Genomic DNA, 23516 nt, shown 5'->3' on the forward strand with positions numbered 1-23516 from the left:
ATGCGCCGTTGAGCACTGTCCCCGGCAGAATGGATTCCATGACCCGCACAACGTTCGCCCTCATTCGCCATGGCCAAACTGACTGGAACGCGGAACGTCGCCTTCAAGGTAGTGCAGACATTCCACTGAACGACGTCGGACGGCAGCAAGCTCTCGACGCGGTAGCCGCCCTGTCCATTTATGAATGGGACGTTGTGGTTTCCTCGCCGCTGTCCCGGGCCAGCGAAACGGCTGATCTAATTGCTGACGGTTTGGGACTGACCGTGACAGCCCGGCGTGAAGCATTGCAGGAGCGGAACTACGGTTTGGCCGAAGGCTTGCAAGCTGGACCGGAACTCGAAGCAATCCGAATCCCTGGTGGCTTTAAAGAGGCCGAGGACGCAGAAGCCACGGCGCGCCGTGGGCTCTGCGCCCTCGAAGAACTCGTTGCAGATTTTCCTGGCCAACGAATCCTGGTGGTCTCGCACGGGACGCTCTTGCGGCTGAGCCTTGGAAAGGCTTTGGGACAAGAACTGCCGGGCATTGAAAATGCTGTACTAAATGTGGCTCACCACCGGCAAAACCATGATGGTTCTGGTGGCTGGGAGCTCGAATTTTTCAACGGTGAACGGGCCGAGCTAGCAGCTTAGCTAGTGGGCTGGCCGTAGTTCGGAGCCGGGTATCCGGGGCCCGCTTGGTAGCCGGGCTCGTCGAATCGCTGGCCTGCCGGGTTGCTGGGCATCGCGGTCAAGATAATCACCGCGATCGCGCCGAGGAAGGGAACGAATCCCAGCAAGATCAGCCAGCCGGAGTAGTTGGCGTCATGCAAACGGCGGGCCTGAACGGCCAGGCTGGGAACAACAACTGCCAGGGCCCACAGCAAAAGCAGCAGGCCTCCCACCAGTCCACCGGGGCCGGGGTTTGTTCCGTAACCGCTGGCGCTCGGGGTGGCTGTGGCCACAGCGCCAATAATCATCGCAATGTACAGGACCAGGACTACCAGGAAGTTGACCAGTATCCACCACCAGTATTCGCTCAGGCTCGCGCGGCCACTGAAGGTAGCGTACTTTTTGAAGACGCGTTGGACTGCGACTTTGATGTTGGCACCGTAGAGCGGCGCCCATAGTGGTGTTTCGCCGGGTGTTGGAACGGTGTTGTACGGCTGTGAGTAGCTCACTTTTCCCCCTAGGAGTGTTTGGGTGACTTCACGCAGTAGCCTACCGGCGGCGAAAACTGACCGCGATGGGCAGCACTCCCCATGATTGCCAAGGCTTGCGCCGCCGAGTTTCCCCGCTTTTTAGAGTACGACGCCGGACGTCACCGGCGTTTCGCGGCGAAACGCCGGTGGGGGAGCCAAAAAGCGGGGAGTCTCAGCACTCCGACGCGCTAGTCGATGAACAGCCCGGCCAAGTCATCGGCACTGAGGGCGGCTCCGGAGAGTTCTTCGCCGCCGGTCACATCCATAAACAACTGGGACTTCTTGGCCTTGAGCGCCATAACTTTCTCTTCAATGGTGTCCTTGGCAACCAGCCGGTACACCATCACGCGTTTCTCCTGGCCAATGCGGTGCGTCCGGTCAACAGCTTGCGCCTCACTAGCAGGGTTCCACCACGGGTCCAGAATGAAGACGTAATCAGCCTCAGTCAGGTTGAGCCCAAATCCACCTGCCTTGAGGCTGATCAGGAACAGCGGAGCGTCACCCTCTTTGAATTCCTTGAGGACGCTAGCCCGGTTGCGAGTGCCACCGTCTAGATAGGCGTACTGAATACCTTGTTCGTCCAACCGCTCGCGGACCTTGCCCAAGAAACCGGTGAATTGGCTAAAGATCAGGGCCCGGTGGCCTTCGCTAATCACGTCCTCTAGCTGCTCAAAAAGCACATCGAGCTTGCTGGAGCGTACAGCACTCAGGGCAGGATCAACCAGAGTCACGTCTAGGCTCAATTGCCGCAGCAGCGTCAGGGACTGGAAGATGGTGAACCTGTTCTTGTTCATGTCCTGGAGCAGGCCCAGGATCTTTTGACGCTCCCGCTGGAGGTGCGTTTGGTACACCTTCTGATGCCGCGGATTCAGCGCGACTTCTAGGATCTGTTCCTGCTTGGGCGGCAATTCTTGAACAACTTGTTCCTTGGTGCGCCGCAGCATCAAAGGACGAATCCGGGACTTGAGCTTCTCCAACAACGCCGGGCTTCCACCGCGTTCAATGGGTTTTTGGTAGTACTCAGCGAATCGTTTGGGGCTCGAGAACAACCCCGGTGCCACGATCGAAGTCAGCGACCACAGCTCCATCAAGTTGTTCTCCAGCGGAGTACCGGAGATCGCCAACTTAAACGGTGCAGGAAGTTTCCGGGCGCACTGGTAAGCCTTGGATTGGTGATTTTTGACGAACTGCGCCTCGTCCAACACCAGTGCTGACCACTCGCCTGCCGCGTAGGAGTCGTAATCAATCCGGAAGAGTGCGTAGGAGGTGATGACTAGGTCCACGCCGTCAAACAGTTCGCGTGCGTTCTCTCCACTGCGGGCGAAGGTTTCGCTGACTGCCACTGTTTTTAGTCCGGGAGCAAAGCGGGTCGCTTCAGCTTCCCAGTTGCCCACCACGGACGTGGGTGCCACCACCAAAAATGGTGCTGACCGCTGCGCTGGGTTCAGGCCCACCGGGAGGTCTCTGCTGCCGGTGGTTCCGGCGTCGTTCTTTAGTTTTGAATCATTTTTTAGCGAGCACAGTAGGGCCAAAGTTTGAAGTGTCTTACCCAGGCCCATGTCATCGGCAAGGATTCCGCCGAGTTGGTGGTCGTAGAGGAAGCGCAACCAGTTGAAGCCCTCGAGCTGGTAGGGGCGCAGTGTAGCATTGAGGCCTTCGGGGGAGGGAAGGGGCTCTTGTGGGCCACCGCGCAGTAGGCCTGAAACGGCTGCGCGCCATTGGGCGGCTTGTTGATCGGCAATGCCCAGTCGCTCAAATTCTTCCCACAATCCGGCCTGGAAGCGGCTGATCTGCAACTTGTCCGGCCCAAGATCATGCAGGGCTCGTGCCTCATCGATGAGGTCTTTGAGCTGGTGCAGTTCGGGCAGGTCTAGCGAGAAGTGGGCACCGCTGGGCAACAACATTCGGGTGTGACCTGCGGCGAGGGCTGAGAACACTGCGGCGAAGGAGACCGATTCGCCTTCAAGAGTGATGATGATGCCTAGATCGAACCAGTCACCGTCCTGGGTGGGAAGTGTGCTGACCTTGACCACCGGGGCTTCTTCGGGCTCGCGATAGTCGGCAACCTCGCCAGCAACATCTACTTCTAGACCGTCCACCATTTTTAGTCCGGGCAGCACCCGCTCGGTGAATTCCATGGTGTCTAGGCCTTTGAGTGTGGCCGTGGGGGAAAGTCGAGGCTCACCCCAGACCCCGTTCGGTGTTTCCGCCAAGCCAGGAACCGTGTTCCAAAGGGGGCCCATCGAATCGAGGATGCGTTGCTCAGCGGATTCGTCACGGTAACCGGGGTCGGTGTCTTCGGCACGAAGCGGGAGAGAAACTTCTTTGGTACCGCTGGTGTAGTGCCATTCCCAGTGCAGATCTAGCCGGTGGTCTTTGCCGTAGTTGGCTAATAGGGAGAGCGTTGGTGCGCCGTAGCTGGGCAGTTCCACTGATTCATCGGCGGCCACAACTTTCGCGTTCTGCCGGAGACGTGGGTAGAACTGCGTCAGGAATCGGTTCTCGTCCGCCGCTGGCACGTGCACGGCACGTCCCGCAGTGGCGAAGGAAAGCAACTGGGCGGAGGTGCTCTCATCCAGCGGCACCAAGGTCAGTCCGACGTCGGCTGTTGAGTTTGAGGAGTCGGTGCCGGTTCCGCCGCGGATAAAAAGTCCGTGAGCGGGATTGCCGACGATACCTAAGGTGCTGGGATCAACTGCCCGGCCGCCCACTTCCACTGAAGGGACCACGTCCAGGCCGCCGGAATCTGAGCGGTGCAGTTCCAGCTCCACGGCGGCAGGGTCGCTAGCTACCCACACCGACTCACCTGAGGCACCACTGTGCATCAAAGTGATGCCGGATTGGTGGGCGCTGCGCAAAAGGCTAAAGAAGTTGCGGCCAGCGAAGCTGTTGATGTCCAGCCACTGTGCGGGTGCTTGGACTTGGCGCTGTTGGCCGGAGTGGGCGGCTAAAAATTCGATCAGCCATTCAAGTGGAGCTTCGTCATACTTGCGGCCAAAGTTCAAATAGTTGAGGTTGTTCCACGCGATGCCGGTGCGCAACCATTTGCCCTTGGCTCCTTTCACCACGGGGCGGGCACGCAGGATGGGGCCCTCTTGTGCTTGTGAGGCGGGGCGTGCTGCGCGGCGAGAACTCGCAGTGGAGCCGGAGCGTCCGGTGTAGCTGAAGACGGGTTCCGGATCGGCGAGTTCAAACATCAGCCCAAGAGGTGTGCCAAATTGTGGGGTAGGGGCCGCTCGTTGGGGGAGTAGCAGCGAAAGCGCTTCTTCCCAGCGTGAGTTGGCTTCCTGAGGAACGTTCTTTTGTCCCGACTCCCAATAGTTTTCTGTGGCAGATTCTTCAACTGCAGCAATGGCACCTAGTTCACGGCCTATAACGGGATTCTCCTCAGCGGCGTAAATTAACGCCGCGATGTGTTTGCAGTCTTGACGGACCGGGCAACTGCATATTCCAACACTGCAAGTCCAAGTGCCGTCGTCGAGCAGGATCAGTTTGGCCGTGGAACGGTAGGTGGAGTTTCCGTTGACTTTGCCGGTCAACAATCCGGTGTCCGGCTCAAAGTGCAGCTCAGAAACTCGGCCGTCCCGGGCATATTCAATACCGGCTTGGACGGACACGGGGCGGATCTTGGGCACATGCGTGAGTAGTTCGTGTTGAGAACTACTGGACAAACTCACTGTGCGTTCCTCCCACAGATTGACGCTAATCCTTTCAATCCTAGTAGCCTTGGCAATTTCAAGCACTGCCAGTGCCCTAGGTGACACTTCACCTAACATTCACCTGGGCATCACCGGGGGCATCCGGCATGTGGCACGGCCCGGGCGTAAGTTCGAGGTGTCCCTAGATTCAATTGTTTGAACCGCAGTGAGGATTTTCGATGACCAGCAATCAGCTCCCTGTAGTACTGACCGAGGCTAGCCTCGCGGCCGGCAACGACGAAGTTGTGGACGGAAACGTCACGGTTGTGAATGCCATGTACCAAGAATTTTTGGGCGAAGACGAGATCGCACAGAACGCTCTGCGCAGCTACTACGTTGACTTCTACCTCAGCCAGGCCCTCGGTGGCGGTTTCGCCCAGTACGTTTTCACCTCTGGCGACCGCGACGGGGTAGACGAATACGTGCGCGAAGGTCTGGAAGAGATGGGTGCGGCGAAGCACTTGGAGCTGTTCAACCGCAGTTCCGAAACCTTTGATGACCTCTCCGAAGAAGACGCAGAGGCATACCTTGACGGCGACGCTGAGGACGAAGATGGCGAGCCTAACGAGGCCGTCCAGAAGATGGAATCGCTCGACGACGAGTTTGAATCAACGCTCGAAGAAGAGGACATCATTGCCTTGAACGCCGCGTGGCTCAAGGGCCAGGAGGGCCTTGTGGTTCTTCCGGAAGCTGAGCTTGAGGCGCACATCGCTGAGCGCGTTTCCAAGGTTGCTGACATTGAGGATCGACGTGCGGAGGCCGCTGAGGAGGCGCTCGCCGATGCTCCGGACTTCGAGATCATCATCCGCGAACTCTGCGATGTTGCTGGCTACGAATTGATCAAGATTAACAGTGGCGACCCGAACTACGAGCACGACGGCGGTACGGTCCTCGCGTGGCACTTCACCACCGATCACGGCGACTTTGTGATGATCGAGGAAGAGGACGAAGCGTTTATGATCAACCCTGAAAATCAGGAGATCATCGCCGCGGTTGAGTTTGAAGAGGACGACGAAGACTATGACTTTGAGGACTTCGACGACGATTCCGCGGACTCCGCCGAGGCCCACGAGAGCGTCAAGGCGTAATCGCTGGCGCATTGGTCACCGGAGTTTGAGTGTGGGGCGCAGCGTGACACACGCTGCGCCCCTTGACTCTGCCGTTACGTCAACTGGAATGCTTGAAGCATGGCAGAGAACAACACCATGCAGGAGTGGTCAATCAAAGAGGTGGCTAAGGCCACTGGACTGACTAGCCGCACACTCCGGCATTACGAGCAGATCGGCTTGCTTCACCCCTCACGGGTGGCGAGCAGCGGGTATCGCTTCTATAGCGAAACCGAGCTCTCGCGGCTCTACAAAATTCTCTCCTTGCGCGCGCTTGAGCTACCGCTCGCGGCGATCCAGAAAACTCTCGACGACGACGAATCGCTCGCCGAGACGATTCAAGCGCACCTCACGCTCCTTGAAGAGCGCAGAGACCGGACCAATCAACAAATTGCCGTGGTAAGGCAGACACTTCACGCAGTCCAGGAAGGCCAAGAAATGAGCATCGAAGAGGTATTTGCCGGCTTTGATCAGAGCCAGTATGAAAGCGAAGTGCGCGAGCGTTGGGGCGACGCCGCTTGGGAGAACAGCGCTAAGCGCCGTAACGATATGACCGAGGAAGAGCGCAAGGCCGACGACGAACGCAGCTTGGACGTCAACGCTGCCCTCCGCAAAGCAGCAGAGTCAGGTGTGGACCCGGAGTCGGCAGAGTTTCAGGCAATTGTGGGAGAGCACCACAAGTGGGTGACCGACCACTGGAACGGCCGCACACCAGATAAGAACAGCTACACGGGGTTGTCGCAGCTCTACGTTTCGGACGCACGTTTCGCCGCCACGTACGGTGGCCAGGCCAACGCTGAGATCATTCGGAACGCGATCCAACTCTGGGCAGAGGCGAACCTCCGGTAGAGGCAGGCGGGCCCGGAGACCTAGTCTTCGGCGTTAGCCGATCGCCGGTAGGCGAGATCGAAGATCAGCCGGCCAGCCTCGTGAGCCTTGTTCTCAAAACTCGTGTGGATTCGGCCTTCGAAACGTGGAGCCCAGCCGCCCACTTCATCCACGCCTTCGTTGGGGCCGGTGTGTTCGGTACTTACGGGAGCGCGGCCTTCCTTCACCGGTGCGCCGCCCACCACCGTCTCCACACCTGACTGCCACACCTGCGTGAGGGGGCTGTCAGCGCCGGCGCGTTCGCCGTCGTGCATGTTCTCAAAGTCGGGGGCAGCGGACATCACTTCGCGCACGTGCACCGCGTAGTTGGACCAGTCGGTGGCGATCCGGAAAACGCCTCCGGGCGCCAGCGCCCGCGCCACCAGGGCCGCGAACTCGGGCTGAATCAGGCGGCGCTTGTGGTGACGGGATTTGTGCCAAGGATCCGGGAAAAACACCCACACTTCGCTGACCGAGCCTGCCGGAAGCATCGTAGACAACACCTCAGGCGCGTTGGCCTCCACCACCCGCACATTGGTCAAACCACGTGCGTTGATCTTGATGATGGTGTTCGCCAAGCCCGGCGTGTAGACCTCAATCGCCAGGAAGTCCTTGTCCGGGTTCTGCTCGGCGGCGTGACATACGGCATCGCCCAAACCGGAGCCAACTTCAACAATGAGGGGAGCAACCCGCCCAAACTCCGCCTCGGCGTCGAACACATAATCCGGGTGCACCGATGTAGAGGCAACGTGCCGCGGAACATCAACAGCCCAACGCTCAGCATGCTCTTCCCACGCGGTTTGGCGGCGACCCTGCAAACGCGTCCCGCGGCGCACAAAACTCACCGGCCGGCCACCATAAGTTCCAAAGGAGGCCTGCGTCCCGGGGGTGATGGGACGCGCGGTGGGCGCACTAGTTTCAGGGGCTTCTGGGGATTCACTCATCCCCTCCAGAATACCGGCCAGCGGGGGAGTGACACGGGTAGGCTGGAGGGATGCCGCTTGTGATCCCCGCCGAACCCTTTATTGGGCACCATGGCTGAGCAGCGGCCCAACACCACCAGCATTTTTCACCGCGACGTTGTACTGGTTTCCCTCGGCGCCTGCGCCCTCGTGTTTATCAACGCGTTCGAGTCCATGGCCGTCACCACCGTGATGCCCCTGGTCAGCCGCGAACTCGGTGGCGCCGCACTGTACGCGCTCGCCTTCGCCGGCCCCCTCGCCACCGGGGTGATCGGCATGGTGGCTGCCGGGAACTTCGCCGACCGCCGCGGCCCGGTGATTCCGCTCTACGCCTCGGTGGTCTGTTTTATTACCGGGCTGCTCATTGCCGGAACCGCCACATCCATGCCCATACTGCTGGCGGGCCGGCTTATCCAAGGCCTCGGCGGCGGCTCCCTCAGCGTCTCGCTCTACGTCATGGTCGCCCGGGTTTACCCGCCCACGCTGCATGCCAAAATGTTCGGCGCCTTCGCCGCGTGCTGGGTGATCCCGTCCATGGTGGGCCCATATATTGCCGGACTAGTAGCCCAAGCACTGAGCTGGCATTGGGTTTTCCTCGGCGTCATCCTGCTGGTGATTCCGGCCATGCTCATGGTGGTTCCGGCACTTCGTGGACAAACGGTCTCCCGGGCCAACGCTGCACCAGTTCCTTGGTCGGTTGCGAGGCTCTTATGGGCGGTGCTCGCCGCCATCGCAGTCCTTGCCCTGAACCTCTCGGTAGAGGCCCCCGCGTACACCGGGCTCATTGCCGCAGCGGCACTTGTGGCGGCCCTCATCGCGTTCCGGCCCCTGGTTCCGCGCGGCACACTCACCGCGGCGCGAGGCTTGCCGAGCGTTATTCTCACCAAAGGTTTTGTGGCAGCAGCGTTCTTCGGGGCTGAGGTGTATCTGCCTTACTTGCTGATCGAGCGGTACCACTTTCCGCCGTCGTTAGCTGGTTTGTCCCTCACCGGCGCCGCCGTTGCGTGGGCAAGCGCCTCCCAAATCCAGGGCCGTCTCGGTACCCGGTTGCCTAGCCCACTCGCGGTCCGTTGGGGGAGCGTGCTGCTAGTGGTGGCGCTGGCAATTGTTATTACGACGGCGGCACTGACCTTCCCGGCGCCCGTCGCCATCGGCGCGTGGATCCTGGCCGGGGCTGGCATGGGGCTGATGTATCCGCGAATGTCCGTGCTGACCTTGCAATACTCCACAGCCCAGACGCAGGGCTTTAACACTTCTGCCATGAACATTGCGGACTCGCTGGGTGGGGCGTTGTCCTTGGCATCCACAGGTTTGGTGTTCGCTGCGTTTGCCGCCGCGGGCGCCTCATTTGTGGCCGTGTTTGTACTGACCGGTGTGCTGGCTGCCGCCGCAGTGATGATGAGCCCGCGAGTTGCCGCCGCCGGACGGAATGTCACCCTCTAATGGACTATTCACCTCTGAATGACGGGGTGAATAGTCCATTAGACGGTGAAACGTGCCCGAATAGGGTTCAGGGCGCCCAGATGCTAAGCTGTATTTACTTGGTGTGCAAGACGGCATGCCCTGCGTCGATGAACGCGTTCTATTGGTCCCCACTGGTAATTCCAGAACCGGGTTGATCACACTGACTTTTCCTCGGCGAACCCTTGAGCCAACCGGCACGGGGGCCGAACACCCAACACTGTTGGAGCCCATTTTTCGGGCTCAACTCTGTCCCGGGTGATTGCCAGAAAGAACTCCCTTTCTAAATGACTACTTTTGCTGCCCTCGGCACGCCCAAAGCCATTGCTGACGCCCTCGCGGCGGACGGAATTGCTGAAGCTTTCCCCATTCAGGTCAAGACGCTTCCGGACACATTGGCTGGCCGCGACGTACTTGGCCGAGGCCGTACAGGCTCAGGTAAAACCATTGCGTTCGCCATTCCTTTGGTTGCACGTCTGGCCGAACGTGAAGCACCGTACTTCCGCAAGCCGGGCCGCCCCATGGGTTTGGTTTTGGCGCCGACTCGCGAGTTGGCTACCCAGATCAACAACACCATTGAACCGTTGGCGAAGGCCATGGGCCTGAATACCACGGTTATCTACGGTGGCGTTTCTCAGGCGCGTCAGGAAAAGGCGCTGCGCGCTGGTGTTGACATTGTTATTGCTTGCCCCGGCCGTCTTGAGGACTTGGCCAAGCAGCGCATCCTGACGCTTGAGGGCGTAGAAGTAACCGTTTTGGACGAAGCCGATCACATGGCTGACCTTGGCTTCCTCCCGGTAGTCAAGAAACTGATGGACATGACTCCGAGCCAGGGACAGCGGCTGCTGTTCTCGGCCACCTTGGATAACGGTGTTGACAAACTGGTCAACCGTTACCTTTCCAAGCCGGTGACCCACTCTGTGGATGACCCTCAGGCCGCCGTGACCACCATGGAGCACCACGTGCTGGTGGTCAACGATCAGACAGTCAAAAAGCAGGTCATCGTTGAGCTCGCTTCGGGCGCTGGCCGCCGTGTGCTGTTCATGCGCACCAAGCACCACGCCCGCAAGCTGGCCAAGACCCTGACGGACGCCGGCATTCCCGCCGTCGACCTTCACGGAAACCTTTCGCAGAATGCTCGCGACCGTAACCTGGCGGAATTCTCCTCCGGTGACGTTCGTGTACTTGTTGCCACGGACGTTGCTGCCCGTGGTGTCCACGTTGATGATGTTGAGCTAGTCATTCACGTTGACCCGCCCACAGAGCACAAGGCCTACCTGCACCGTTCCGGCCGTACGGCTCGCGCCGGTTCGGACGGAACAGTTGTCACGCTGACCCTCCCGGAGCAGCAGTCTGACGTCAAAAAGCTCATGAAAGCTGCTGGCGTTGATGTGAGTTTTGAGCGTGTCACTGCCAACTCGCCGCTGATTGCACAGCTGGTTGGTGAGGTTGCGGACAAGATTGATCCCCGCACCCGCGCAGCATTGCTCGCAGCTAAGGCCCCGGCGCAGGGTGGCGGAAGTTCCACTGGCGCTAACGCACAGCGCAAGCGCGCTCGCCGCTCCGTTCAGGGCGCACCCACTGCTGGCGGCCGTGGTGGCCGTAACGGTCGCGGCAAGGTTTCTGCAGAGAAGCCGCGCACGGACATTAACCGCAGCGAACGTCGTGCGGCAGCGAACGACGACGTCGCTCGCTCGCCGCGCACTCGCGGCGCCGCGGCTGGGGCTACTCACCGCAACGACGTTCCTTCTTCCGCTTCGCGCCCCGCGGCGCAGCGCGGATCCCGCCCGGCTACCGGACAGCGAGCAGCTGGTGCTGCTAGTGCCGGTTCCGCCTCAGGCAACCGCTCAGTGTGGTCCTCCGCAACCGGAGGCACATCGGGCGGTTCCTATGGTGCCGGGAAATCGGCTGCCGGCAACGGCGGCGGACGCTCCAGCGCAGGCCGCCCGGCCCGCGGTGGTTCGCGCCGTGCGTCGGCCCCGGCTTCTAACGAGCGCCGCGGCCGCTAAGGTCCACGAACCATAAAAGTGCCCCCGCTGAGCTTCTACGGAAGCTCAGCGGGGGCATTTGTTTAACGAGTGTTGAGGTTCTCTACCAGCCGCGTTCTTGCCACTCATCCAGGTGCGGGCGTTCGGCACCTAGAGTGGTGGACTTCCCATGGCCGGGATGGACCAGGGTGTCATCCGGGTAGGCGTCGAAGAGCCGCTCGCGCACGTCCTTCAAAAGCGAGGCGAAGCGCTCCGGGTCCTTGTCGGTATTTCCGACGCCGCCAGGGAACAGGGAGTCTCCCGAGAAAATGTGAGCCGGCCCGGCAGGATCCTGGTACACATAGGCGATCGAACCGGGTGTGTGTCCACGCAGGTGCACCGCGGTGAGCTCAAAGCCGTCGAACGTACCCACGTCCAGGTGTTCCAGGCGCACGTCCACGGCAGCGGGCAGCTCATCGGCGTCGTCAGCTCCAGCAGCTGTCTTAGCACCAGTGGCGGCCACCAAGCCCGCCAGCGCCCGCACGTGGTCCCAGTGCTGATGCGTGGTGGCGATCAGCGCCAGCTGGGCATCCGCGGCAGCATCAGACGCACCGTCGGTTAACAACTGCTGAATCGCTGGAAGGTCATCAGCGGCGTCAATCAGCACCTGGGCACCTGATTTCCGGGAGGTCAGCAGGTAAACGTTGTTGTCCATTTCGCCCACGGAAATGCTGCGGATAGTGACTTCGGGTAGCTCGTAGCGCAAGGAGTCCATAAGAGTCAGTCTAGGTTCTGGCTGCTGACGCCGGACCTAGCTACAGGCCCAGCGGCACGGTGTTGGAATATACGTGCTTGACCGGTGGTGCGGCGAGGATCTCACCCAAGGTGTTTTTACCCTCCGGGGTTTGCCGCCATGCTGCGTAGCTACCGTGATCTTCGGTAGTAGCCCACGTTTCAACCACCAAAATGTGGCACGGATCAGCGTCATCCACTAACGCCTCAATGCCCTGGTTTCCGGGCCAAGCACGGGTAGCGGCGAGAGTTTTGGCCAAGTACTCGGCTGCCTCATGACGGCGGGCGGGATCGATCTGAACTTCGAAGTGCACAATGGCAGACATAAGGCTCCTTGAGGTGTTCGGGGAACGGTCCGGCGACGCGTACCCACATGATGCAACGCGTCCACTACGCGCTTTCTTCCACCGGCTCAAAAGAGCATCAATTTCTCCAACCGGTACGCGTTGACTCTCCCGGCGTAGGTGAGCATCTGCAGGACCACCCGGAAGGTGTCATCCAGTGGGAGGCCAAGCAGCCCATGACACAGACCTCTACCCAGTGGTGGGAGGCCGGAATTTTCACCACCATGATGATCGGTGAGCGTTGCGCCGAGTTGGTCCGCGAAGCCCGCAAGGCTTAGCTTCCGCTGAGATTCCCCGTCTTTTGCTGAGCAGAGGGCAAGTACGACGGCGTGTCCCCGGGACACGCCGTCGTCTCGCTTTAAAGGTGGGGAGACTCAGCAGGCTACTTATGCTTTTTGGTGGGCAGTGCTTTGAGCCCGGCCGCACAGGCCACAATCCCGGCAATAAAAACAAGTTTGAGGACGCTGACCGATTCGGCGCCGGTAACCATTGCCCAGCCCACAGTCAGTGCTGCACCGATCCCCACCCACACCGCGTAGGCGGTTCCCAACGGAATCCGGCGCACGGCAAAACCGAGTCCCAACATGCTAGCCGTCGCCGCCACGGCAAACACCACAGTAGGAACCGGGTTGGTGAAACCATTCGAAGCGCCCAAGGCCGTGGCCCACACGGCTTCCAGCAGAGCGCTACCCAGCAGAATCAGCCACGGAAGCCCCAGCCCCGGTGAACTCTTAACCACTTAGGCCACCACCTTGAGCCCGGCCACGCACACAAGGATCCCGGCGAGCAGCGCCATGCGTGCCGCCGTCGCGCGTTCTACGCGGGTGACCATGGCGTAAGCGCTGGTCAGCACCACACCAACCCCCACCCACACCGCGTATGCGGTGCCAGTGGGGATGCTCTGCATCGCGATCGCCAGACCTGCCATGCTCGCACTCACGGCGGCGAGGAACACCACACCGGGCAGAATCCGGGCGCGGCCCTTAGCGGAGAAGGCCCGGTGCAAGGCGGCTGCCCACACTGCCTCAAGCGCGCCGGCCGCAATCAAAATAATCCACGGCATAAGGACTTTCACAGCCCCTAATCGAGAGGGTCGATGCTCACTACTGCCAAGAAACCCCGTCCCAAGATTTCCGGCGGGTTTTCGTCAGCGCCGACGACGGCGTCGTACCGTTCCAGTTTTTCGGTCTCCTCCGCAGCGGAGACGTCAGCCTGGCCGTGCAGCAGAATGGCGTGCTGACCGGCGAAAACGGGGTGAGCGCGCTTTTTCGACAGTTCAATAATGGACGTAAAACCCTTAAAAGCACCGCGCCGGGTTATCACGTTCAGATCGCGGACTTCGCCGGTGGGTAGGCTCGCGGCCGCTGGAACGTCACCAGCAAAACGGAAGGCCCGGTACTTCTCCAGCGGGTGACTTTCACCATCGACCTCTAGGAGAAGAAGCTCGCCGTCAGTGACGGTTAGCACCCTGTCCATCCCCGGGAATTCTGAAAACGGGCCAGCCTTGGAAACCTCGGCCAAGCTAATCCGCCAGTCGATACCTTCACCGCTTTGCGCCTGCTGTGAAGCGACTTCTCGGGTGATGCCGCCACCATTCTTCCAAGGCGTAGCTTTCAGTGCGGCAAAACGAATGATCTCCATGCAGCCAGCGTATCGCCCCGGCATGACACGTAGCGCCCTTCGCTAGGGCAGGCGCTCAGTGGCGCTTAGTTTTTGCGCAAATCTTCGGCGAGCATCACAATGATTCCGCTGGGGCCGCGCAGATAGCTGAGTTTGTACACGTCCTGGTAGTTAGCAATTCCGCGTAGTGGGTAACTGCCATGCTTGGCAGCGATGGCCACGGCATCCTCAATGTTGTCAACGGAGAAGGCCACACGGTGCATACCAATCTCGTTCGGCAAGGTGGGCTCAGTTTCGATCGCTTGAGGATGGATGTATTCAAAGAGCTCTATGCGCCCGTTGCCATCGGGGGTCTCCAGTAAGGCAATTTTTGCGTGGTTTCCGTCCAACCCCACAGCCGTCTCTGCCCATGCGCCGCTCACGGTGTCGCGGCCAAGTATGCTCAGGCCAAGGTCAGTGAAAAAAGCGATTGCTTCTTCTAGATCTCGAACTGCAATGCCGACATTTTCTCGTTTGATGACCATGCCCTTCACGCTAGCCCTCCCCAGAGATCACCACCAGAGCAGCGTGGGGCCGGAACTTTGCTACGGTCAGGAGAGTAATCACGTCGAAAGGGGCGTTATGTTCGTCAAAGTATGTGGCCTGAGCACAGCCGAGGACGTGACAACGGCGCTCGACGCCGGTGCCGACGCCGTGGGATTTGTTCTCACTCCGAGCCCGCGTCAGGTGGACCCGGACGCGGCCCGCTTGTTGGCGGCCCTAGTGCCCCAGTCCGTTCCCGCCGTCGGGGTCTTCCGTCACGAGGACATCGCTGACGCTGCAGCAGCCGCTTACGCTGCCGGGCTGCGCTGGATCCAATTGCACGGCGAACGCACCCGGGACGAGGTTGAGGGCCTGCAACGGCGCGGGTTCAAAGTCATCCGTGCTGTCACCATGGCGGACTCTTCTGAGTCTTTTGAAGACCGTGGTGAAGACTTATTGCTCGTGGATGCCGCGGTCCCCGGGTCCGGGGAAGCCTGGGACTACGCCTCCGTCAAGGACAAAAGCGTTGCCGGGCGCCAGTGGCTTTTGGCGGGCGGGTTGGATGATTCCAACGTTGCTTTGGCTGCCTCGACGGCCGGTGCGTGGGGTGTTGATGTGTCCTCCGGAGTTGAGAGCTCCCGCGGGGTCAAAGATCCGGAAAAAATCACCGCATTTGTGACCGCCGCCAAAGCCTAAGCGCCGGTTCCGGGAGTAGCGTTGAAGGGTCCGCCCGGTCAGCCGTTGAAAGGACCTTCCCGTGTCAGCTGTTCGCCCCACTATTGCTCAAAACATTGTTGCCAGCCTCAAAGCCAACAACATCAAACGCGTCTACGGGCTCCCCGGTGACTCCCTCAACGGGTTCACCGATGCCCTCCGCGAAGACGGCACCATCGATTGGGTCCACGTCCGCCACGAGGAAGCAGCAGCGCTCGCCGCATCGGCCGACGCCGCCCTTACGGGCGAACTTGCCGTGGTTGCTGCCTCTTGCGGCCCGGGCAACCTGCACCTAATCAACGGGCTCTTTGACGCTAACCGTTCTCGTGTGCCAGTTTTGGCCATCGCAGCGCACATTCCCAGCGAAGAAATAGGCAGCAACTACTTCCAAGAAACCCACCCGCAAGAGCTGTTCCGCGAGTGCAGTGTGTACGTGGAATACGCTGCAACCCCGGCCCAAATGCCCCGCATTCTGGAGATTGCCATGCGCACAGCTATTGAGAAGCGCGGCGTGGCAGTGGTGGTAATTCCGGGGGATGTTGCCTTGGCCGAAGCCCAGAGCAACCGTACCCCGGTTATCTCGGCAACTCACCCGATCATTCGCCCTAACGACGCCGAATTAGCCCGCGCTGCCGAGCTTCTGAACGGTGCCAAAAACGTCACGATTCTGGCCGGTGCCGGGACCGAGGGCGCCCACTCTGAGGTGATGGCGTTGGCCGAGGCTTTGGGTGCGCCGATTGTGCACGCTATGCGTGGCAAGGAATTCATCGAATACAACAACCCGTACGACGTTGGTATGACGGGTCTGCTCGGATTCAGCTCCGGGTACAAGGCCATGGAGGGTTGCGATGCGCTCCTGATGCTCGGCACAGACTTCCCGTACCAACAGTTTTACCCGGAGAAGGCCACCATCATCCAAGTGGACATTCGGGGAGAGCAACTGGGCCGCCGTACGCCCCTGGATCTAGGACTGGTTGGCACTGTCAAGGACACGGCCACGGCCTTGCTGCCGCTCTTGGAGCATAAAAAACGGCGCACCCACTTGGAAGCGTCTCTCAAGCACTATGCCAAGGCACGCGCCAAGCTGGATGAGCTCGCAACCCCGGCCAAGGACGGGCAGCCCATCCACCCGCAATACTTGGCCAAAGTGATTGATTCCTTCGCCGCCGAGGACACTGTATTCACAGCCGACGTCGGCTCACCCACAGTGTGGGCCGCCCGGTATCTCACCATGAACGGCAAGCGCCGTCTGCTGGGTTCCTTCAATCACGGCACCATGGCCAACGCACTCTCCCACGGGATTGGGGCCGCTGCGGCATACCCCGGCCGTCAAGTGGTGGCCCTCGCTGGCGACGGTGGTCTAGCCATGCTGCTGGGCGAACTGCTCACGCTCACGCAGAACAAGTTGCCGGTCAAAACGGTGGTATTCAACAACTCCTCGCTGAACTTTGTAGAGCTGGAAATGAAGGCCGCCGGGTTCGTGAACTACGGCACCGACCTCGAGAACCCCAACTTCGCTGCCCTAGCCGAAGCCGTGGGCATCAAGGGTATTCGGGTGGAGAAATCCTCCGAGCTCGAAGCCGCCATGGCTGTGGCGATGGCCCATAACGGCCCCGTCCTACTAGACGTGGTCACGGCCCGCCAAGAGCTCTCCATCCCGCCGGCCATCTCCGCCGCTCAGATGAAGGGCTTTACGCTCTACGCACTCCGGACAGTGATGTCCGGCCGTGGGGATGAGCTTTTGGATCTGGCGAAAACTAACCTGCGGCAGCTTTTCTAAACCACAACAAAACTGGACTACAACAAAATAGTGCCCGACGGCGGAACCTAACTTCCGCCGTCGGGCACTATTTTTTTATGAGGTACTGCATTTTTGCTTAGCTTCTGGCGTCCTTCAGGCGTGGGCTGGCCGGGTTCATGAGTGAGTGGTGGCGGCCGTAGAAGAAGTACACGGCGAGGCCGATGATGAGCCACACTAGGAACCGCAACCAGGTTTCCCAGTGCAATTGTGAGATCAGGAATGCGGAGGCGATCACACCGAAGGCAGGGACCACGGGCATCCATGGGAGGCGGAATTCGCGCGGCTCATTGGGCTTGGTGTAGCGGAACACGATCACTGAAATGCAGACCACCACAAAGGCGGCAAGGATGCCGATGTTGGTCAGGTCGGCCACTTGCCGGATGGGTAAAACACCGGCCAGCAGGGCTGAACCGCCGCCGGCAATCCACGTCACGCGCTGCGGGGTACCGCCCTTGTCAACTTTGGAGAACCACTGGGGGAGCAGTCCGTCGCGGCTCATCGAGAACCACACGCGGGTCACGCCGAGGAGGAAGGTCAGCATCACGGTCAGGATGGACAGGACAGCGAATGCGGAAATAATCGTTGCGATCACGGGCATACCTACCGAGGTGAACGCCGAACCGAAGCCCGCCTTGGGGTCAATGTCCTTGTAGTTCTGCATACCGGTCAGGACCAGAGTTGCAGCAATGTAAAGGATCATGGCGATCACCAGCGAGTAGATGATGGCCTTGGGCATGTGCTTTTTGCCGTCCGTGGCTTCTTCTGCGGCAGTGCTCATAGCGTCATAACCGAACACGGCGAAGAACACGGTTGCGGCTCCAGTGAATACCGGACCGAAGCCGTTGGGGATAAAGGGGTTGTAGTTGTTGGTGTTCACAAAAAAGACGCCTAGGCCGATGATAAACAGAATCAGCACCACCTTGATGCCTACCGCAATCAGTTCAAAACGGCCAAAGGTTTTGGTGCCGCGGCTCAGGATCCAGGTGACTAGGAGGCACACCAAAATGGCTGGGAGATTAATCCAGCCACCTGTTCCTTCGTCAAAAGTAGACGTGAGCTGGTGGGGGATTTCTAGGCCAATGCCGGCGAGGAAGAAGTTCAAATAACCGGAGATGCCGATCGCCACCACTGCCACAATCGCAATGTATTCCAGGAGCAAGTCCCAGCCGATGAACCAGCCAATGAGTTCGCCGAGTGCCACATAACCGTAGGTGTACGCGGAGCCAGCGCGGGGGATCATGCCTGCGAATTCGGCGTAGCTCAGGGCAGCGGCGGCTGAAGCAAGGCCAGCAACCAAGAAAGAGATGAGAACGGCGGGGCCCACTCCGGGGCTGGATTCGTCACCGTGAGCCACTAGGCCTGCTAGGGAGAAGATGCCGACGCCAATGATCCCGCCAATGCCGATGGCTGTGAGTTGCCACAGTCCAAGACTTCGGAACAATCCGCTGTCATTTTTCTCATCATCGATTTGTTCGATCGGTTTGCGCCGAAAAACTGAGTTGACGTTCTGTGCCACGGTTCCTCCAGATGGTGCGTCCGGTTCTCACGGGTACCCCTGACTATTCACCCGTTAGCGGACTGGGGCAAGAGTTTTTGCGTTCAAAAGGCACAATGAAGCTATGAAGACTCTGCTCAATATCATTTGGCTGTTGTTCGGTGGCCTGTGGCTGGCGATCGGTTACTTCGCAGCTGGCATCATTTGCTGCATCCTTATTGTCACCATTCCGTGGGGCCTCGCGTCCTTCCGAATTGGGGCCTACGCGCTGTGGCCGTTTGGTCGGACAGTGGTGGAACGTCCCGGTGGAAATGGCTTCTTCTCGTTGCTGGGCAATGTGGTCTGGTTGCTTGTGGCGGGGATCTGGTTGGCTGTGGGTCACGTGGTTACGTCCATTCCGATGTTCGTTTCCATCGTGGGAATCCCGCTGGGTATTGCGAACCTCAAGCTCATCCCAGTCTCCTTGATGCCACTGGGTAAGCAGATCATCAGCACCGGTCAAGCCCTCCCCGGGTACCGGCACTAATTCACCCTTTCTCTTCGCCGAGGTCGGTGCATCGCGCCGTTCGCCTAGGGAATTTCCGGGGGATTCGGAGCTATGCACCGACCTCGGCGGCAGGGTGATGGTGGACCAACTCGCCGTTGCTGACTTATTCGCCGGCGCGCAGGGCTCGCAGGACGCAGAACTCATTCCCGTCCGGGTCCTCGAGTACCACCCACGTGACGTCCGGGCCTTGGCCAACATCTATGCGGCGTGCCCCGAGAGCCTCGAGCCGGGCGACCTCGGCATCCCTGTCATCCGGGCGAAGATCCAGGTGAAGTCGGTTCTTGACCGACTTCGACTCCGGAACCCGCAAAAATGTCAGGCCGGGGCCGGTGGGGCTCGTCGTTGGGCTGTCCTGTGCGGGCGCAGAGTCTCTGGCTGGCTCGAGGCAAATTTCGTCGTCGTCCTGGTAGGTGCGTGCATAGCCCAAAGCCGCTTCCCAAAAGTCGGCTGCGAGGCTCGGGTTGGTTGAATCGATGGCTACTGAATCAAATCGAAGTGTCATAACCGCCATTATTCTCCGCCGAGGTCGGTGCATAGCGCCGTGGGCCTAGGAAATTTCCGGGGATTTCGGAGCTATACACCGACCTCGGCGGCAGGAGGGGAGGGGTCAGGCGAGCGTGGCGAGTTCGTTGCTCAGGTTTCTGCGAGCGTCGTCGAGCCACAATTCGCGTGCGCGTTGCGTGTGAAACAACGGTTCCAACGCCAACAATTGACGTACGACGGCGGCCCGCCCCTTTGCGAAATCAGCGTCGCTAACATGGGGGTACTCGTGCCGGACGGCCGTGGCGTATCTTTCGTACGCGGCGGGGTGCCGCGCGAGCACCGCGAGGTCGGCATCGCAAAGGAGCTGCCCGGCAGCGTCGCTCGACTCCGGGTGGTGGTTGGCGGTGAGGCGAACCAGCCGTGCCACCTCCGCAACGTCGTGGGGTGTCACAACCTCAACCAGCGCGCTCAGCCGGTCCTCGGCCAGTGCGGCGGAGTCCTCTTCATCCTGCCCCGCGACCCCGTTGTACACGGCATCGTGGAACCATGCGGCGAGTGCAACCGTGCGGGGTGCAGGCTCGGGAGTGCAGAGCAGATCGAGGCCCTCGAGAACTGCGAGAAGGTGGGCCCGATTGTGATATCTGCGGTGCTCTTCGCCCCATCGCTCCAGCAGCTCCTGCCGCAGTTCGGTGCACTCCGGCAGTAGGGCATCCCAACGGTGCGTGAGGGCCAAAACTACTGCCTTGTTCCGCTCGCGGGCGGGGATTCTCAACCCGCTGGCCACGAGTCTGCGCACGAGTGTGCGGCCGTCAACGGGCAGGGCACCGGCGGCAATAAGATCCTGGTAGCGACTCAACGGGACGTCGTAGTGATCGCCGTCGAAGGCTCGCTCTGGGATTCCTGCCGCAGCCGCGAAAGCGTGTAATTCGGCTAAAGATGCGTCTGAGACAAGGTGGGAAAACACGGTTCCATGGGCAGGCCAGAGTGGCGGATCGATCAGCAGAGCCATGCTGGGAGTCTACGCCTGAGGAGGGTGACCAGAACTCGAGAAAATAGGGCCCTGAACCCTGTGGATAACTTGTTTTTCAAAGTTGAGCGGACTACACTCAACTTTAGTGCGTTGACGTATATAAGCAACGCGCGGTTGTATGTAATTAGCTTCAGCACCAACCGGTTCTCGTGGCAGGGAAGCTGCCGCGACCGGTCTTGGAGTTCTCTTGAAGGAGTACGCTTTGGACACCAAATTCACCACCAAGAGCCAGGAGGCTCTGTCCTCCGCGGCCATGAACGCCTCCACGGCCGGTAACCCCCAGGTGGAACCCGCCCACCTGCTCAAAGCCCTGATGGATCAGCGCGAAGGCGTGGCTGTTTCACTCCTGAAAGCCGCCGGCGCAGATCCGGACTCCGTGAGCGTTCATGCCAGTACCGCCATCAAAGCCTTGCCTTCAAGTTCCGGCAGTTCGGTGGCTCAGGCGCAGCTGTCACGCCCTGCACTGCAGGTGATCCAGGCTGCTCAAGCCGAGGCTGAGAAGCTCGGCGACTCCTACGTCTCCACCGAACACCTGCTGCTGGGTCTCGCCTCGGGCAATGGTGGGGTGTCAAAACTACTGCGCGACGCCGGTGCCTCCCATGAGGCGTTGGTCGCCGCACTGCCGGGTGTCCGTGGGGACCGCAAGGTGAATTCACCAGACCCGGAAAACACGTTCCAAGCGCTCGAGAAATTCGGTACTGACCTGACTGCCGTGGCGCGCTCGGGCAAGTTGGACCCAGTGATTGGCCGTGATGCTGAGATTCGCCGCGTGATTCAGGTGCTGAGCCGTCGAACCAAAAACAACCCCGTCATCATCGGTGAGCCGGGCGTTGGTAAGACGGCCGTCGTCGAAGGTTTGGCTCAACGGATTGTGGCAGGCGACGTACCGGAGAGCCTTCGCGGCAAAACCCTGATTGCCCTTGACCTCGCCTCCATGGTGGCCGGTGCTAAGTACCGTGGCGAATTCGAAGAGCGGCTCAAGGCTGTTCTCGAGGAAATCAAGAACTCCAACGGCCAGATTGTCACGTTTATTGATGAGATCCACACCGTGGTGGGTGCCGGTTCAAGTGGTGATTCGTCGATGGATGCTGGCAACATGCTTAAGCCGATGCTGGCTCGTGGCGAGCTGCGTCTGATCGGTGCAACCACACTGGACGAGTACCGCGAAAACATCGAAAAGGACCCGGCCTTGGAGCGTCGTTTCCAGCAGGTGTTTGTGGGCGAACCGAGCGTGGATGACACCATCGGTATCCTCCGTGGCCTGAAGGAACGCTATGAAGCTCACCACAAGGTGGCCATCGCTGACTCGGCACTCGTTGCCGCAGCAACCCTGTCCAACCGGTACATTTCCGGCCGCCAGTTGCCGGATAAGGCTATTGACCTCGTTGATGAAGCTGCGTCTCGTCTGCGGATGGAGATCGACTCCGCGCCGGAAGAGATCGACCAGCTGCGCCGTGTTGTGGACCGCCTCACTATGGAGGAATTGGCCCTGAGCGGTGAAACCGATGCGGCGTCGGTGGAGCGTCTGGCTGCTTTGCGTGCGGACATGGCGGACCGGAAGGAAGAACTCGCCGGCCTCAACTCGCGTTGGGAAGCTGAAAAGGCTGGCCTGAACCGGGTCGGTGACCTCAAAGCAAAGTTGGACGAGTTGCGTTCCACGGCGGACAAGGCTCAGCGTGAAGGTGATCTGGAGACAGCTTCGCGTGTGTTGTACGGCGAAATCCCGGCACTTGAACGGGAGCTCACTGCAGCTGCGGAGGCTGAGGCTGCCAACACGGACAAGGGCTCCCAAATGGTGGCGGAAGAAGTCACCGCGGATGACATCGCCGAGGTGATTTCTGCGTGGACGGGCATCCCGGCCGGGCGCATGTTGCAGGGCGAGAGTCAGAAGCTCCTTGAAATGGAGCACGTTTTGGGTGAGCGGCTCATTGGTCAGTCCAAGGCGGTTGCTGCCGTCTCGGATGCTGTGCGTCGTGCTCGTGCAGGTATTTCCGATCCCAACCGGCCTACGGGTTCCTTCCTGTTTTTGGGCCCCACCGGTGTTGGTAAAACCGAACTCGCCAAAGCGCTTGCTGACTTCTTGTTCGACGACGAACGCGCCATGGTGCGCATCGACATGTCTGAATACTCGGAGAAGCACGCTGTTTCCCGCTTGGTAGGTGCCCCTCCCGGATATGTCGGTTACGAGGAGGGTGGCCAGCTGACGGAGGCCGTCCGCCGTCGTCCTTATTCAGTAGTTCTGTTGGACGAGGTGGAAAAGGCGCACCCGGAAGTTTTTGACATCCTGCTTCAAGTGCTCGACGACGGCCGCCTCACCGACGGTCAGGGCCGCACCGTTGATTTCCGCAACGTGATCCTGGTGCTGACGTCCAACCTGGGTAGCCAGTTCTTGGTGGATCAGACTCTGGACCCAGCAACCAAGCGCAACGCGGTGATGAGCGTAGTCAACGGTTCATTCAAACCGGAGTTCCTGAACCGCTTGGATGAAGTCATCATGTTTGACCCGCTCAGCGTTGAATAGCTCGCCACAATTGTGGAGTTGCAGGTCAGCGAACTGGGCAAGCGGCTGCAGGATCGTCGCTTGGTGCTGGATGTCACCGACGGTGCCCGCGCATGGTTGGCCATGACTGGTTACGACCCGGCTTATGGTGCGCGACCGTTGCGTCGTTTGGTGCAGAAGGAGATTGGCGACAGGCTTGCGAAGGCCATTCTGTCCGGTGAAATCCTCGACGGCGATACCGTCCTGGTGGACACTGCCGCCGACGTTGATGAACTCAGCATTGCCGGTTTGGAAGCGTTCGCCAATGGCGCTTCGGCGACTGAACCGCCGTCGGGCAGTGGCTTGGTGGTGCGCCGCAAATAGCGGAATACAACGGCAGCTAGCAGCCGCTAGCTGCCGTTGTATTCCGCGTCCGTAATATGTTCGCCCC

At 60.2% G+C, this 23516-nt stretch carries 21 protein-coding genes and 1 pseudogene; 10 read left to right on the forward strand and 12 right to left on the reverse strand.

The window, feature by feature from the left end; translation table 11 throughout:
- Positions 1-38 precede the first annotated feature (38 nt).
- Complete coding sequence (locus ACQR35_RS00570) at positions 39-629, forward strand: histidine phosphatase family protein (protein ID WP_430268923.1); 591 nt, start codon at positions 39-41, stop codon at positions 627-629.
- On the opposite strand, the gene ACQR35_RS00575 is transcribed toward ACQR35_RS00570, so the two are convergent.
- Both ACQR35_RS00575 and ACQR35_RS00580 read right to left on the reverse strand, forming a co-directional pair.
- Positions 626-1156 carry a DUF805 domain-containing protein gene (locus tag ACQR35_RS00575; RefSeq protein ID WP_430267856.1) on the reverse strand — a complete coding sequence of 177 codons (531 nt, stop codon included), beginning with the start codon at positions 1154-1156 and terminating at the stop codon, positions 626-628. The two genes, ACQR35_RS00570 and ACQR35_RS00575, sit on opposite strands and share 4 nt — an antisense overlap.
- A gap of 209 nt (positions 1157-1365) precedes the next feature.
- The gene (locus ACQR35_RS00580) at positions 1366-4854 is read right to left on the reverse strand and encodes an SNF2-related protein (protein ID WP_430268924.1); all 3489 of its coding nucleotides are present in this window, start codon (positions 4852-4854) and stop codon (positions 1366-1368) included.
- Between the two features lie 200 nt (positions 4855-5054).
- On the opposite strand from ACQR35_RS00580, the gene ACQR35_RS00585 reads away from it, so the two are divergent.
- Both ACQR35_RS00585 and ACQR35_RS00590 read left to right on the forward strand, forming a co-directional pair.
- On the forward strand, positions 5055-5963 hold the full coding sequence (locus ACQR35_RS00585; protein ID WP_430268925.1) for a DMP19 family protein: 909 nt from the start codon (positions 5055-5057) through the stop codon (positions 5961-5963).
- A 99-nt stretch (positions 5964-6062) separates the two neighbouring features.
- On the forward strand, positions 6063-6830 hold the full coding sequence (locus ACQR35_RS00590) for a MerR family transcriptional regulator (protein ID WP_430267853.1): 768 nt from the start codon (positions 6063-6065) through the stop codon (positions 6828-6830).
- Between the two features lie 20 nt (positions 6831-6850).
- On the opposite strand, the gene trmB is transcribed toward ACQR35_RS00590, so the two are convergent.
- Positions 6851-7792 (reverse strand): tRNA (guanosine(46)-N7)-methyltransferase TrmB, encoded by a 942-nt coding sequence (gene trmB, locus ACQR35_RS00595; RefSeq protein ID WP_430267852.1) that lies wholly within the window; start codon positions 7790-7792, stop codon positions 6851-6853.
- A 90-nt stretch (positions 7793-7882) separates the two neighbouring features.
- On the opposite strand from trmB, the gene ACQR35_RS00600 reads away from it, so the two are divergent.
- Together ACQR35_RS00600 and ACQR35_RS00605 are read left to right on the forward strand one after the other, a co-directional pair.
- A complete protein-coding gene (locus ACQR35_RS00600) occupies positions 7883-9253 on the forward strand; it encodes an MFS transporter (protein ID WP_430268926.1) in 1371 nt (456 codons plus the stop codon).
- Positions 9254-9558: 305 nt separating this feature from the next.
- On the forward strand, positions 9559-11280 hold the full coding sequence (locus ACQR35_RS00605) for a DEAD/DEAH box helicase (protein ID WP_430267850.1): 1722 nt from the start codon (positions 9559-9561) through the stop codon (positions 11278-11280).
- Between the two features lie 82 nt (positions 11281-11362).
- Here the strand turns inward: ACQR35_RS00605 and ACQR35_RS00610 are convergent, their stop codons facing one another.
- Positions 11363-12013: an MBL fold metallo-hydrolase gene (locus tag ACQR35_RS00610; RefSeq protein ID WP_430268927.1), complete on the reverse strand. Its 651-nt coding sequence runs from the start codon at positions 12011-12013 to the stop codon at positions 11363-11365.
- A 40-nt stretch (positions 12014-12053) separates the two neighbouring features.
- Positions 12054-12356 (reverse strand): putative quinol monooxygenase, encoded by a 303-nt coding sequence (locus tag ACQR35_RS00615; RefSeq protein WP_430267848.1) that lies wholly within the window; start codon positions 12354-12356, stop codon positions 12054-12056.
- A 47-nt stretch (positions 12357-12403) separates the two neighbouring features.
- On the opposite strand from ACQR35_RS00615, the gene ACQR35_RS00620 reads away from it, so the two are divergent.
- Complete coding sequence (locus tag ACQR35_RS00620; RefSeq protein ID WP_430267960.1) at positions 12404-12652, forward strand: hypothetical protein; 249 nt, start codon at positions 12404-12406, stop codon at positions 12650-12652.
- 104 nt (positions 12653-12756) lie between these two features.
- Here the strand turns inward: ACQR35_RS00620 and ACQR35_RS00625 are convergent, their stop codons facing one another.
- From ACQR35_RS00625 to ACQR35_RS00640, 4 genes are all read right to left on the reverse strand, one after another.
- Positions 12757-13113 carry a DMT family transporter gene (locus tag ACQR35_RS00625; RefSeq protein ID WP_430268928.1) on the reverse strand — a complete coding sequence of 119 codons (357 nt, stop codon included), beginning with the start codon at positions 13111-13113 and terminating at the stop codon, positions 12757-12759.
- Entirely contained in the window at positions 13114-13437 is a 324-nt protein-coding gene (locus ACQR35_RS00630; protein WP_430267846.1) for a DMT family transporter, read from the reverse strand.
- Between the two features lie 17 nt (positions 13438-13454).
- Positions 13455-14015, reverse strand: a complete 561-nt coding sequence (locus ACQR35_RS00635; RefSeq protein WP_430268929.1) for a HutD/Ves family protein — start codon at positions 14013-14015, stop codon at positions 13455-13457.
- Between the two features lie 65 nt (positions 14016-14080).
- Positions 14081-14518, reverse strand: coding sequence for a VOC family protein (locus ACQR35_RS00640; RefSeq protein ID WP_430268930.1), 438 nt, complete (start codon positions 14516-14518; stop codon positions 14081-14083).
- Between the two features lie 97 nt (positions 14519-14615).
- Here ACQR35_RS00640 and ACQR35_RS00645 point away from each other — a divergent pair, with 97 nt between their 5' ends.
- Complete coding sequence (locus ACQR35_RS00645; RefSeq protein ID WP_430268931.1) at positions 14616-15212, forward strand: phosphoribosylanthranilate isomerase; 597 nt, start codon at positions 14616-14618, stop codon at positions 15210-15212.
- A 61-nt stretch (positions 15213-15273) separates the two neighbouring features.
- Complete coding sequence (gene poxB / locus ACQR35_RS00650; RefSeq protein WP_430268932.1) at positions 15274-17010, forward strand: ubiquinone-dependent pyruvate dehydrogenase; 1737 nt, start codon at positions 15274-15276, stop codon at positions 17008-17010.
- A gap of 97 nt (positions 17011-17107) precedes the next feature.
- On the opposite strand, the gene ACQR35_RS00655 is transcribed toward poxB, so the two are convergent.
- A complete protein-coding gene (locus ACQR35_RS00655; RefSeq protein WP_430268933.1) occupies positions 17108-18547 on the reverse strand; it encodes an amino acid permease in 1440 nt (479 codons plus the stop codon).
- A 103-nt stretch (positions 18548-18650) separates the two neighbouring features.
- Here ACQR35_RS00655 and ACQR35_RS00660 point away from each other — a divergent pair, with 103 nt between their 5' ends.
- Positions 18651-19052 (forward strand): YccF domain-containing protein, encoded by a 402-nt coding sequence (locus tag ACQR35_RS00660; RefSeq protein WP_430267841.1) that lies wholly within the window; start codon positions 18651-18653, stop codon positions 19050-19052.
- Positions 19053-19176: 124 nt separating this feature from the next.
- Here the strand turns inward: ACQR35_RS00660 and ACQR35_RS00665 are convergent, their stop codons facing one another.
- On the reverse strand, positions 19177-19575 hold the full coding sequence (locus ACQR35_RS00665; protein ID WP_430268934.1) for a VOC family protein: 399 nt from the start codon (positions 19573-19575) through the stop codon (positions 19177-19179).
- 105 nt (positions 19576-19680) lie between these two features.
- A complete protein-coding gene (locus ACQR35_RS00670; protein ID WP_430268935.1) occupies positions 19681-20565 on the reverse strand; it encodes a DUF4031 domain-containing protein in 885 nt (294 codons plus the stop codon).
- Between the two features lie 223 nt (positions 20566-20788).
- Between ACQR35_RS00670 and clpB the strand changes: the two are divergent.
- A pseudogene (clpB, locus tag ACQR35_RS00675) lies at positions 20789-23449 on the forward strand (ATP-dependent chaperone ClpB).
- Positions 23450-23516: the final 67 nt, after the last annotated feature.

It is taken from the genome of Pseudarthrobacter sp. J1738, from assembly GCF_050490315.1.
Classification (GTDB): Bacteria; Actinomycetota; Actinomycetes; order Actinomycetales; family Micrococcaceae; genus JBNPEO01.